Source organism: Rhodopirellula maiorica SM1, assembly GCF_000346295.1.
In the GTDB taxonomy this organism is placed as follows: Bacteria; Planctomycetota; Planctomycetia; order Pirellulales; family Pirellulaceae; genus Novipirellula; species Novipirellula maiorica.
In genome coordinates, this window is the sequence record NZ_ANOG01000879.1 from 1 (window position 1) to 12487 (window position 12487).

The following is a 12487-nucleotide window of genomic DNA, read 5'->3' on the forward strand; positions in this document are numbered from 1 at the left end:
CGAACCGAGAAAAAAACGGCTTATCTAATCCGCAACCTACAACGTTGATGCACGTTTTGATCGCGGAGCGATCAACGACATTGACACCCGCCGGGGGAGGGGACGGAACCAAATTTGTCGCCCTTATTTTCTTGCGGCCGCTTGGGTAGGATAGGCCGTCCGATTGACATTTTTGCATTGCCCTGCTCGCCGTCTCCCCACACCCTACGATTTTCAATGTCCACCACCGCCGAAGAAAGATGGAGCCCACCGCATTACAACCGCGGTTTGGGATGGCGTTTGTCGACTTGGTGGGTGATTCTGCGCACGGCTTTGGAAGAGCGTCTGGTTTATCGAGGCGACTTCGCGCTCGGAACGCTGATGCGGTTTCTGCCGATCATCACGCAAATTTTCTTGTGGTATGCGGTGTTTGAATCGATCGGCGCGAGCACGGACGGCGAAGAGGTAACGATCGGCAAATTTGGCTTCCGAGAAATCATTGCCTATTACTTGCTGACGATGGTTGCCCGGGCGTTTTCCAGCATGCCCACTTTGGCTTCTGGAATCGCACAACAGATCCGTGACGGCGAGATCAAACGCTATCTGATTCAACCGATTGATTTGATTGGTTTCTTGTTATTGACGCGAATCGCTCACAAGTTGACTTATTACGTCGTCGCGATCGCCCCGTTTGCCTTGGTGTTTTTCCTGTGCCGCGATTATTTCGTGGATGGTTGGCCATCGTTATCTGTGTTTGCCGCTTTCTCAGCCTCGCTGATCATGGGCTTTTTGATCGGTTTCTTCATGGAAGCTTCGATTGGGATGATCGGCTTTTGGTTTCTCGAGGTTTCTTCGCTGCTGTTTGTGTTTATGTTGTTCAGTTTCTTTTTGTCAGGCCACATGTTTCCGCTGACGTTGCTGCCCGACAGCATCGAACCGTTTGTCCAGTTTCTGCCGTTCAAGTATTTGGCGTATTTCCCGGCGGCAATTTTCTTAGGCAAAGTTGAACCGGACGCCTTGCCAATGGAACTGGGCATTCAATTCGCTTGGCTCGTGTTCTTCATCGTCGTATGCCGGTTCGCTTATTCCCGTGGCATGAAACGTTACAGCGGATATGGAGGCTAAGATTATGGCAACGCAAATCGCGGAGGAAAATCCAAAGCACGGCCCAAACTATTGGAAAGTGTTCCTGACGTTTGCACGGAATTCGCTCGTGCGTGACATGACGTTCCGCATGAATTTCTTTTTGCAGTGCATCAGCAGTGTCGGCTGGACACTGATGAACGTCGGCTTTTATCTGATCATTTTCCAGTACACCAATACGATTGGCGAAGGATCCGGGTGGGACCGCGACAAGTTCTTTGTCTTCCTGGCGACCACTTGGTTTATCAACAGCTTGGTGCAAGCGTTTTTCATGCCCAACGCCGAGGAATTCAGCGAGCTGATTCGTACCGGCGGATTGGACTTTGCACTATTAAAACCGATCGACACTCAATTTCTAATCTCGTTTCGGCGGATCGATTGGAGTGCGCTGTCGAATTTCGCAGCCGGCCTGGTCATTTTGGTTGCAGCGCTCTATTCACTTGCTACGCGTGAAGTCGATCCGATGGTCCCGACGTTGATCTCGGCGGTGTTGTACGTCGTGTTTATCGGCTGCGGGGTGGCGATCATGTATAGCTTGATGATCTCGTTGAGTGCGACGAGTATTTGGTTGGGGCGAAACCAAACGCTTTACAATTTTTGGTTCTACATCACCAATTTCAGCCGCTATCCGATGGAAATCTATAATCGTGGGTGGGGAACCCCGCTGTACGGATTCTTTACGTTTGTGATTCCGGTATTGTTGGTGGTCAATGTGCCAGCAAGATTGTTGGCCAAACCAATCCAACCGCGAACCGATTGGGAGTCGATGTTGGTGGTGTGGGCCGTGGGCGCCACGGTGCTGAGCGTGGTGCTAAGCCGCTGGGTGTTCAAAAAGGCGCTGTTGAGCTACCGCAGTGCCAGCTCATAACCAGTGGCTCGCCCCCATCCAGGCCCGTTGCCAATTCTGCTCGTTCTGACTACCAATACGGTATGCCTACCGAGCCAAGCCGCAGCCGTTTTTCCAGTTACCGCGAAAAAATTCGTCAGCGAAATTCGCGTGCCAAGTCACCTGAGAGCCATTCTTACCATGGCTCGGGTCGGAGTGCCCGCAAACTCGGCACACGCGAGCGGGGATTCTGGGAACTGTTTCGCGAATTCATCCGGCTGACCAGCAGCTATCACCGGCAAATCGCCGGAGCGATCGGATTGCTGACGGTCGGAATTGTGTTACGGCTGATCCCACCTGTTGGGACAAAATTGGCCATCGACTCGGCGCTTTCGACGCCCCGCAAACCGCTACCCGATTGGGCCGCCGGCTTGGGGTTCCCGACCGAACCGTTTTCGCTGCTACTGGCGATCGCTGGGGGTGTCACGGTCGTCACGATCTTGGCCACGATCGCTCATCTGACGAGCCGCTGGATCGCAACCAAAGCAGTCAATCAAGCCCAAGTTGGCATTCGCCGCCGTGTGTTTGACCATGCGATTCGGCTACCACTGCAAAACGTTTACGACATGAAGAGCGGCGGAGTGGCGAGTCTGATTCGCGAAGACGCCGGGGGGGTTGGCCGAGCTGATTTTCAGCATTCTGTACAACCCATGGCGGGCGATCGTGCAATTCATCGGCAGCCTCGTGATCTTGATGCTGGTCGATTGGAAATTGATGCTTGGCGGATTGTTATTGCTGCCGGTGGTGTGGGTCACCCATCGCACTTGGATCAACCGCATCCGTCCGCTGTACAAAGACATCCGCATGCAGCGGCAAAAGATTGATGCCGGGGCGACCGAGACATTCGGTGGCATCCGAGTAGTGCGGACCTTCGCGCGAAGCCGCAGTGAATCGTCGCGTTTTGTCCGCGAAGGCAGCTTCCTGGTGCGTCAACAATTGTTCACATGGTGGTGGACGCGGATCATCGAAACGGTTTGGGAAGTCATCATCCCATTGGCGTCGACTGGATTGCTTTTGTATGGCGGTTATCAAATCATCCAGTCCGAATTGACGCTCGGTGATTTGATGATGTTCCTGGTTTATTTGACCATGCTGCTTGACCCGTTGGCGACCTTGGCCGGCAGTGCGGTCGGCTTCCAAAACAATCTAGCGGGTCTCGATCGTGTGTTGGATGTTCTCGAGATCGAAGAGGAACTGCCAAGTCGTGTCGAGGCCGTCACGCTGGATCGAAATCGCGTCGAGGGAAAGATTTCCATCACCAATGTCTCATTCTCGTACCCTGGTTCGGACACCATGGTGTTGAAAGACATCTCGCTGGAGGTCAATGCCGGTGAAACCGTGGCGTTGGTCGGACGCAGCGGTGCGGGCAAGACAACGCTGACCAACTTGATCGCGCGGTTCTATGATCCCGACACGGGATCGATTCAGATCGACGGTCGCGATTTGAAAGACATCCAATTGGAGAGCTATCGCAGGCTGCTGGGGATCGTCGAACAGGATGTGTTTATGTTCGATGGCACGATTCGCGAGAATATTGCCTATGCCCGACGTAACGCGACCGATTTGCAGATCGCCGAAGCTGCTCGGGCCGCCGCTGCGGACGAGTTTATTAACGCCTTGCCCAACGGCTACGATTCGATCATCGGCGAACGGGGCGTCAAACTCTCTGGAGGCCAACGTCAACGTTTGGCGATCGCCCGAGCAATCCTGGCCGATCCGCGGATCTTGATTCTCGATGAAGCAACCAGCAATTTGGACAGCGAAAGCGAGCGGTTGATCCAGCACAGTCTTGCCGATCTGCTGAAGGGCCGCACAGCGTTCGTGATCGCTCACCGATTGAGCACAATTGTGGGAGCCGACAAGATCGTCGTGCTCGAAGACGGCCGGATCGCCGACGTGGGAACGCACGAACAATTGCTGAGCCGGGTGGGCCACTATCGCGACATGATCTATCTGCAGATGAACGAAACGGTCCCTGCAATCACGTCCTCTTGATTTCCATCTTCATCACGACAGCCCCCACGTTGGTAAAAATGAACTAAGATACAGTGCCGCCCTTTTGCGACACGGGTTTGAAATGCGTGCTCGCTTTACCGGCGGCACCGCGTCTTTGCATTTCATTTGTCCCTTGTTCGCCCCATCTTTCTGCACATGAAAATCAAATGCCCCGCTTGTTCAGCGGTCTTGAACATCCCGGAATCCGCTGCGGGAAAAGTTGTTAAGTGTCCGTGTGGAAAGCAGTTACGTGCCCCTGGCGGTGCAGCGAAACCGGCCGCAGCCGCCGCAGCGGCGACCCCCAACCGAGCGCCGGTCGCACAACAACCTGCTGCACAGCGTCGCGCCCCGCAACCGGCTGGCCCCTCAGCGGGCGATTTTGATCCGGCGATGTTTGACGACTTGACCGATGACGACTTGAAACAACCGGTCTTGCCGGTTCAGCGTCCTGGCGGCGGCAGCGCCCCAAGTCCGGTCAACCCGTACGCGATTGGTACCGGCGGAGCTCATGCCGGCGGAGCGATGCCTTCGCAAAGTAGCGGGAAGATTGCGAGTATCGGACAACGCATCGGCGGCGCGTTGCTTGATGGCTTATTTAACATGTCCGGAGTTATTGCCGCGTCAGTACTTGTCGGGCTTTTGGCTCCCGCTGCGGACGCCGCCGGCCAACAAGCTGCAGCGGGAATTAGCGTCATCATCCTGCTCGTCTGTGCCTGCGTTGCCATGGTACCGTTTGTGATCAACATGGTGTTGATCTCGAAATCGGGACAAAGTGTGGGCAAAAAAGTGGCCAAAACACGCATGGTCAACAAGGATACCGGCATTCAAGTCGGTTTTCTGCACGGAGTGCTGATCCGCAACCTTGTCTTTGGCGCGATCACAGGAATTCCGATCATTGGCGGGCTCATCGCGTTGGCCGATATCGTTTTCTTGTTCTCCGAGAACCACGAAACACTGCACGACAAGCTCGCCCAGACTCTTGTCGTCGAAGCTTAATTGCCGATCACGCCCAACTCGGCCACCGTCGCGAACTCGCGGCCGCCCTGTTCCGACGTGGCTCGCAGCAAGACGTAACGCCCCGAGACCGGTTCACATGGAATCGTCTGCGGGGCTCGCGTCTTGGAGAGCTCGGTCGTGACGACGGGATCGGCGAAATGGTCCGCAGTATCACTGACACAGAACTCGATGTTCTTGATCGCTCCGTTCCATCCGCCGTCCTGCCGCGCCAGATAGACAAAGCCTTCAATTCGGTGCACCGCGCCTAAATCGATCACCAATTCATGCGGCGGCGGCGTGATCCCGCCACTGAACTTGGTGTGCCAAAGCGTCTCGGGATCGCCGTCGATGGCATTGCGAGCGAATTTGTGGTTTCCCGTGTTCTCGCTGCTAAATCGCACCACGCTCCAATCCTTGTTGGACAACATCCCCTTGGTCGGCATCTTCATCGCGGATTTATTTTTGCGAGTCTTCTTTACTGGCGGCTTGCCTCCAAATTTTGCCGCACGATCTCGCTCGTGCAGCTCCCTGGACTCGAAGGTTCCTTCCACTACGGGTGTATGAGCTTGTTCGGCAAACCCCTTCAACTTGGCAAGTACACTTGGGTTCGCCTGGGCGACATGCATCGACTCGCTGACGTCGCGATCCAGATCATACAGTTCCCAGTCGGCGTCTTTTTTGGGTTGGATCGCTTTCCAATTGCCCATCCGAACTGCGGTCTGACCGCTAATTTCCCAATACAGGTACTCATGCTTCGCCTGCGGATGCCCCGCGGCGGATTCACCGATCAATTCGGGCAAGATACTAATGCCATCGATATCAGCCGGAGCGGTTGCGCCGGTCACCTCGGCAATCGTCGGCAGGATATCGGGAAAGTACCACAGCAGATCACTGACCGTGCCGGGCTCGATTTTGCCTGGCCAACGTGCGATCGCGGGAATCCGTAAACCACCTTCATACAGTTTTCCTTTCTTGCCACGAAACTCGACTCCGGTGGTCGGATGTTTGTTCGCTCCATGAACGCCACGTGGCTGTTCTTTCGACGCAAAATAGTCCGCGCCGCCATTGTCGCCACTGAAGAACACCAGCGTGTTTTCTTCGAGCCCCAATTCTTTAACGAGTCTGAGAACCTCGCCGACTTGGCGATCCAACATCGTGACCATCGCGGCGTAACGCTTTGCTTGTTCGGGCAACGCGAGGTCCTTGTAAATGGCCCACGCGGGATCGTCATCGGGAATATCGAAAATGCCATGCGGTGGAGTGACAGGCAGGTAGGCGAAGAAAGGCTGGTCCTGATGTTCGCGAATGAACTTCGTCGCCTCGTCCATGATCACGTAGTGCGAATAGGTGTCACCGTTGCTGTTGCCGTGGTTCCCGGCCAGCGGCATTTCTTCGCTGTTTCGCAGAATGTAAGGCGGATAATACGAGTGCGCGTGAACTTGATCGTAGTAGCCCACAAACACATCGAACCCGTGTTTCTCTGGCACGCCGGTGGATCCACGGCCTCCGCATCCCCATTTTCCAAATCCGCCCGTAGCGTAACCGAGTGGTTTTAACATCGATGCGATCGTTTCCTCGTCCGCTCGTAGCGGTGTTCCGCCGCCATTGGACCGCACCGACGTATGACCGCTGTGCTTTCCTGTCAAGAAACAGCAGCGAGTCGGAGCGCACACCGACGATCCCGCCAACCCTTGAGTGAAACGAATGCCTTCGGCCGCCATGCGGTCGATGTTGGGCGTTTGAATGATCGGGTTGCCCATAAACGAAGGCTCAAAGTAGCCGAGTTCATCAGCCATGATGTAGATCACATTGGGCCGTGTCGTTTGAGCTTCGGCAGCGGCGGCGATCCCAAAAAGGAACACTCCCATCACGCTGAGACAAATTCGGTTTTGCATCAATGGAGCTCGCATGTTGAGTTGGGGAAAGAGGCGGGTGGAGTTGCCGCAAGTAATAAGACGCACCGCGGAAACAGCTCTCCACGATACTCGATCGCCCACCACGATGCCGCTAGACTCACAAATTCGATGGCCCACTCTAGAAATCGAAGCACGGAGCAACAACTCGCCCCCCGCATATGCCAAGTCGCATTTACCAAGTCACCGGCCCAACATGCCAAGATCATCTCTGGTCCAGCTGTGTTGAGGTTTGGTATAGTGGCACTCTCGACACCCACCCCCAAAATCCTTCCTGCAAAGCTCGACCCTACCCATGAAGTCTATTGTCAAAATTGCTTGCGTTTCATTGCTCGGGGCTTCCAGTCTGCTGTTGAGCTCTTTCGCGGTCGCCGGCGATGCCGACTGGCCTCAATGGCGAGGCCCAAACCGTGACGGCCACGCGGCTCCCCAAGCGTTGAAAAAGTCCTGGGAAGACGCTGCCCCCCAACTTCGATGGTCATTCACCAACGCAGGACGCGGCTACTCGGCCGTAGCGGTCGTCGATGGACGGCTCTATACGATGGGAAGTGACAACGAGAAGTGTTACGCAATCTGCTTAAACACAAAGACCGGCGAAAAGATCTGGAAAACCGAAGTCGCTCGCGCCAGCACCGACGAGGATTACAACCACGGCTGGGGTGGCGGACCACGCAGCACGCCGACCGTTGATGGTGATCAAGTTTTTGTGCTTAGCGATATCGGACAACTCGCGGCACTTTCCAAAGCGGATGGCAAAGTCCAATGGACGACCAATTTCGTCAGTGATCACGGTGGCAGCATCCCGAAGTGGGGCTATGCCGAATCACCACTGGTTGACGGGGATCGCGTTGTGGTCACGCCAGGCGAAGCTAACTTTATGATCGCACTGGATCGCAAAACTGGCGAAAAAGTGTGGAGCAGCCAAGGCATCAACGCTCCCGCACAATACGGTTCGATCATCAAAGGCGATGTGGGTGGCAATCCGTTTTACGTGACCGCCAGTAAACCGGGACTGTTTGCGGTGGATACCAAATCGGGAAAGCAAATCTTCAGCGACTCGACCACAGGCAATGACGTCGCCGTGATCCCCACCCCCGTGGTGTCGGAAAACCTGCTGTATCACACCAGCGATTATGGGGCTGGCAACACGCTGCTGAAATTAAAAGCCGATGGCGACAAGATCACTGCCGAATCGGTTTACCACTTGGCTGGCAAATCGATGATGAACCATCACGGCGGCGTGGTGCTGCACGAAGGCGTGATTTACGGATGCACCAAAGCAAACGGCGGGATGTGGATGGCGCAAGACTTGGAGAGCGGCGAAACGCTGTGGGAGCATCGAATGCGCCCCAATCGCAGCGGATCGATTTGCTTTGCCGACGGAATGCTGTATTGCTACAACGACGAAGAGGGATCGGTCGTCTTGGTCGAACCGAATCGCATCGAGTGGAAGCCCAAGGGAACGTTGACGCTGCCACGCGAAACCGAACTGCCACGTGACAAGGGAGCGATCTGGGCGCATCCGGTGGTCGCTGACCAGATGTTGATCATCCGCGACCAGGACTTGATCTTCGCCTTCGACATCGCCCGCTAAAGTGGGATAGGTTTCCCAGCCTGTTATCGCATATAAATTTTTTCGTAGCGAAACTCGCCTAGAGTTTCGGTAACAGCCAGGGTCGCCGAAAGTCTTCGCGACTTTCGCTACTCGGAACAAAGACAGGCTGGAAGCCTATCCCACATTTTACCGCTGATAAATCGGCAGGTAGCCGCGATCCAATTGCAGCATGATCAAGTTGCATGCGGTCACGTAAACCGGATGAATTTGGCCTTCCCAAAAACCGTCCGGTCGCTGTTCGCTAACGATGCGGTCGTACAAGCGATCGCGGAACGTCGTCCATAACTCGTCGCCTTGGCGATACACCACTTGGCTGTAATACAAATACGTGTAGTGCCAATGACCAAAGGCGCGGGTGGAATCGCTGATATCATGCAGTGATTCCTTGGCGTAGGTGAGCATCTCGGGAACATGCTCGCTGTCGTAATCGCCGGCGTTGTAGAGCGCGGCCAATGCAGCGGCGGTAATCGCCGGTCGGCTGCTGCCCTTTTGACGACTGCTATAGCTGATCCCGCCATCGGGGTTTTTGCATTCGTAAATATATTCTTTCGCTTTCGTGATCACCTCGGCGCTGACAGGAATTCCGGCATTGCGGCAACCGCGAAGTCCTTGAACCTGAGTGATCGTGGTCGAGCCTTCGTCAAAATCATTCCCCTCACGAGCCGAGACGTAGCCCCAGCCGCCCGCAGCCGTTTGGGCATTGCCGCTGAACTCCACCGCCTTGGTTAGCACCTCGACCAATTCTTCGCGTCGATCCAGTAACCCTTCTTCGCCGAGCACCTGTGACAAAAACAGCATCGAAAAGCCGTGCCCGTAGGTGTAGCGAGGATCGGACTGAGGATCGCCGATCAAACCATTATCGCGGCTTTTGCTGATCAAATAGTCGGCCGCTCGAGCAATCTCTTTGGCGTACGGCCCCTGCGTCGTTGTCGATCCGCTGCCGATCATCGCGGTCCCCGCCAACGCCGCAAGCGCCGTGGGATAAGCCTGCGTGTTCCACTGTCCGCGAGAGGACTGCGTCCGGCTGAGCCAATTGAGCCCCTTGGTGATCGTGTCGTTCCAGCGTGGATCACGGGCAGCATACGCGGTCCGCGAACTCGCCGCCGTGGATCCGGCAACCGACAGAACCGCAGCAGTACGAAGCCAGTCTCGGCGTGATGTTTTTTGCGTCATAACAATATCGGTGACGTTTTAAGGGTCGAACTCGAGCATCGGCAGTTGCGATTTAGCTCACGTCCTTCATTCTAGCGATTCGGCTCTCAACGACGAACCGCAACCTCAATTATTCGCCGAAACGGAGGCGGGACGAAAGTCTTGGCGACTTTCGCTACGGGGGTGATTAGACAAAAGCGTGCTTTTTAGTCGTCAAAGCAGCTAGGCAGGGGGCTTTCCGTAGATTAGCCGCTAGCGGCTCGTTGATTTAATCGAAAAGCAAATCGCATTGGTGAGCCGAGGGCCGTAAGGCACCGGGTAACGCGTGGAACCCGACCGCTGACGCGCGAGCGGCTCATTAAATCAACAGCTCGCTAGCGCCCAAACGCAACGCTGTGAAGCATTTCTTCGTAGCGAAACTCGCAGAGAGTTTCGGTTTTACTCGCACGGCCGAAAGTCTCTGCGACTTTCGCTACAGTAAATTCGCGTTTTCCTATACGAAAAAATGCTTCACAGCGTTCGCCCAAACGGCTAACGGGATTTCACCCAACGATTCCTGCCTAGCTACTTAGGGGGACGACGAGGCGGTGTAGCCCGCGTTTTTGCTGGCAAACGGGGCAGAAAAAGGTGCTCCGTTGGGCCTGGACGATTCGCCGGATCACACCGTCGTAACAGCGGGGGCAGGGGGCGTCAGCGCGGGCGTAGACCTGATGATGAGCCTGGTAGCCCCCTTCGCCATTGAGTGCATTGCGGTAGGTCCCATCCCCCAAAGTGCTGCCCTCGTACCGAATCGCTTCCTCTAAAACATGACGCATTGCCGATTCAATTCGCTGCCATTGAGCCACGGTCAGCCGATCACAGCGAGTACGAGGATCGATGCCGGCAAAAAACAGCAACTCGGCGGCATACAAATTCCCCACTCCTGCGACCACCGCTTGATCCAGCAACGCGACTTTGATGGCCCGTTGGCTCTTGCCTAATTTCGCCTTCAATTGTTCTGCCGTGATCGAAAGTGCGTCGACGCCCAACTTAGCATCGACAAGCGTTTCGACTTGTTTGGGCGTCAACAAGCGGACTGTTCCCAGACCGCGGCGATCCCAAAATAACAATTGGTCTGCCGCAGGCCCGGTCAACGTGATTCGCAGCCGCAGATGCTCTAGAGTCGGCGGATCCGCCAACAACACCAAACCGGTCATCCGAGGCTCGATCACAATGGTTTGCTGGTCTTCGATCCGCAGCATCACCCGTTTGCCGCGGCGATCGACGTCAACGATATGCTTTCTGCGGAGCCGACGATCAAACGCATCAATTCGCGGCGTCATCAAAATCGGTTTGCGTTCGCACGGCGGCCGGATCACCGCATCGATCCGGCTGCCGACAATCGGCAACACCCCCGGCGCATGGTTTCGACTTCGGGTAGTTCAGGCACAGATTCTCTTTTGACGCGTGATCGCTGCATTGACCATCGATTGACCTCGGGCGACAATCTTAACGAAAACTGATTGCTAATTTGAGAGCCCCCGCTCGAAGATCCCGTTCAAAGATCCTGTTTAGAGACCCAATATGAGCCTGGAAGAAGCCGCAGCCCCCCACGCCACCGCGTCGGTTCCCGATATTCGCGGGCGTTTTGGTGATTTCGGCGGACGCTTTGTTCCTGAAACGCTGACCCGTGCGTTGGATCAACTCGCCGAAGAGTACGACAAAGCCAAGAAAGATCCCGAGTTTCAACGCGAATTGACATCGCTGCTAAAAACGTTCGTCGGTCGCCCCAGCCCCCTCTATCACGCTAAACGACTGACCAAGTCGGTCGGCGGTGCCCAAATCTGGCTCAAAACGCGAAGATCTAAACCACACCGGTGCTCACAAGATTAACAACACGATTGGCCAAGCCCTGCTGACGCTGCGGATGGGCAAAAACGCGGGTGATCGCCGAAACCGGAGCGGGCCAACATGGCGTCGCCAGCGCCACCGCATGCGCCCACTTTGGTTTGCCGTGTACCGTCTATATGGGCAGCGAAGATATTCGCCGGCAAAAACCGAACGTGTTCAGCATGAAGCTGCTCGGTGCCGAAATCTGTCCTGTCGAAAGTGGTTCCAAGACGCTTCGTGACGCCGTTAACGAAGCGATGCGAGATTGGATGGCATCGGTCGAAAACACGCATTACATCATCGGCAGTGTCATCGGACCGCACCCGTTTCCGATGATGGTACGCGATTTCCAATCGGTGATCGGCCGCGAAACGCGTGAACAATGTCGCGATTCGTTTGAGCGACTGCCTGATTGCGTCGTCGCCTGTGTCGGCGGCGGCAGCAACGCAGCAGGGATGTTTTATCCGTTTGTCGAAGACGACGGCGTTCGCATGGTCGGTGTCGAAGCCGGCGGACGCGGCACCGCGCCTGGCGACCACGCGTCCCCGTTGACCTATGGCAGCCCAGGTGTCCTGCACGGCAGCTTCAGTTACGTCATGCAAGACGACGATGGTCAAACCTGCGACGTTCATTCGATGAGTGCCGGTTTGGATTACCCCGGTGTCGGTCCCGAGCATAGCTATTGGAAAGACACCAAGCGAGTCGACTATCTGGAATGCACCGACGATGCTGCGATGAAAGCGTTTGACCAATTGGCCCGCACTGAAGGGATCATCGCCGCACTCGAATCGAGCCACGCCGTCGCTAGAGCGATGACGTTGGCGGCCGAAATGAAACCCGACCAACATCTCGTCGTCTGTTTGTCCGGCCGCGGTGACAAAGACGCCATGGAAATCGCCCGTCTCCGCGGCGAAACCTGGTAACCCGCTTCGTTTCCCT

At 55.7% G+C, this 12487-nt stretch carries 9 protein-coding genes and 1 pseudogene; 7 read left to right on the forward strand and 3 right to left on the reverse strand.

Annotated features, from left to right (window positions below; genetic code table 11):
- The first annotated feature begins 216 nt into the window (after positions 1 to 216).
- The 5 genes from RMSM_RS27995 (at position 217) to RMSM_RS28010 (ending at position 4999) form a co-directional block, all read left to right on the forward strand.
- Entirely contained in the window at positions 217 to 1104 is an 888-nt protein-coding gene (locus RMSM_RS27995; protein ID WP_008705045.1) for an ABC transporter permease, read from the forward strand.
- 4 nt (positions 1105 to 1108) lie between these two features.
- The gene (locus RMSM_RS28000) at positions 1109 to 1990 is read left to right on the forward strand and encodes an ABC transporter permease (RefSeq protein WP_008705046.1); all 882 of its coding nucleotides are present in this window, start codon (positions 1109 to 1111) and stop codon (positions 1988 to 1990) included.
- Positions 1991 to 2052: 62 nt separating this feature from the next.
- Positions 2053 to 2832: a 6TM ABC transporter family protein gene (locus RMSM_RS43045; RefSeq protein WP_008705048.1), complete on the forward strand. Its 780-nt coding sequence runs from the start codon at positions 2053 to 2055 to the stop codon at positions 2830 to 2832.
- A complete protein-coding gene (locus RMSM_RS28005; protein ID WP_236622331.1) occupies positions 2723 to 4003 on the forward strand; it encodes an ABC transporter ATP-binding protein in 1281 nt (426 codons plus the stop codon). Before RMSM_RS43045 ends, RMSM_RS28005 begins: the two co-directional genes overlap by 110 nt.
- Positions 4004 to 4159: 156 nt before the next feature.
- Complete coding sequence (locus tag RMSM_RS28010) at positions 4160 to 4999, forward strand: RDD family protein (RefSeq protein WP_008705050.1); 840 nt, start codon at positions 4160 to 4162, stop codon at positions 4997 to 4999.
- Here RMSM_RS28010 and RMSM_RS28015 read toward each other — a convergent pair.
- Entirely contained in the window at positions 4996 to 6909 is a 1914-nt protein-coding gene (locus RMSM_RS28015) for a sulfatase-like hydrolase/transferase (protein WP_008705051.1), read from the reverse strand. The genes RMSM_RS28010 and RMSM_RS28015 overlap by 4 nt on opposite strands.
- A 298-nt stretch (positions 6910 to 7207) precedes the next feature.
- Here RMSM_RS28015 and RMSM_RS28020 point away from each other — a divergent pair, with 298 nt between their 5' ends.
- Positions 7208 to 8506, forward strand: a complete 1299-nt coding sequence (locus tag RMSM_RS28020; protein WP_008705052.1) for a PQQ-binding-like beta-propeller repeat protein — start codon at positions 7208 to 7210, stop codon at positions 8504 to 8506.
- A 147-nt stretch (positions 8507 to 8653) separates the two neighbouring features.
- On the opposite strand, the gene RMSM_RS28025 is transcribed toward RMSM_RS28020, so the two are convergent.
- Both RMSM_RS28025 and RMSM_RS28030 read right to left on the reverse strand, forming a co-directional pair.
- On the reverse strand, positions 8654 to 9700 hold the full coding sequence (locus RMSM_RS28025) for a prenyltransferase/squalene oxidase repeat-containing protein (protein ID WP_008705053.1): 1047 nt from the start codon (positions 9698 to 9700) through the stop codon (positions 8654 to 8656).
- A 539-nt stretch (positions 9701 to 10239) separates the two neighbouring features.
- Positions 10240 to 11070 (reverse strand): Fpg/Nei family DNA glycosylase, encoded by an 831-nt coding sequence (locus tag RMSM_RS28030; protein ID WP_008705058.1) that lies wholly within the window; start codon positions 11068 to 11070, stop codon positions 10240 to 10242.
- Between the two features lie 172 nt (positions 11071 to 11242).
- Between RMSM_RS28030 and trpB the strand changes: the two are divergent.
- Positions 11243 to 12471, forward strand: a pseudogene (gene trpB, locus RMSM_RS28035) (tryptophan synthase subunit beta).
- Positions 12472 to 12487 lie beyond the last annotated feature (16 nt).

What these genes read in the sequence shown, in the direction of transcription:
- RMSM_RS27995 (WP_008705045.1), top strand. Translation starts at nt 217, where the DNA reads ATGTCCACCACCGCCGAAGAAAGATGGAGCCCACCGCATTACAACCGC.
- RMSM_RS28000 (WP_008705046.1), top strand. Translation starts at nt 1,109, where the DNA reads ATGGCAACGCAAATCGCGGAGGAAAATCCAAAGCACGGCCCAAACTAT.
- RMSM_RS43045 (WP_008705048.1), top strand. Translation starts at nt 2,053, where the DNA reads ATGCCTACCGAGCCAAGCCGCAGCCGTTTTTCCAGTTACCGCGAAAAA.
- RMSM_RS28005 (WP_236622331.1), top strand. Translation starts at nt 2,723, where the DNA reads ATGCTTGGCGGATTGTTATTGCTGCCGGTGGTGTGGGTCACCCATCGC.
- RMSM_RS28010 (WP_008705050.1), top strand. Translation starts at nt 4,160, where the DNA reads ATGAAAATCAAATGCCCCGCTTGTTCAGCGGTCTTGAACATCCCGGAA.
- RMSM_RS28015 (WP_008705051.1), bottom strand. Translation starts at nt 6,909, where the DNA reads ATGCGAGCTCCATTGATGCAAAACCGAATTTGTCTCAGCGTGATGGGA.
- RMSM_RS28020 (WP_008705052.1), top strand. Translation starts at nt 7,208, where the DNA reads ATGAAGTCTATTGTCAAAATTGCTTGCGTTTCATTGCTCGGGGCTTCC.
- RMSM_RS28025 (WP_008705053.1), bottom strand. Translation starts at nt 9,700, where the DNA reads ATGACGCAAAAAACATCACGCCGAGACTGGCTTCGTACTGCTGCGGTT.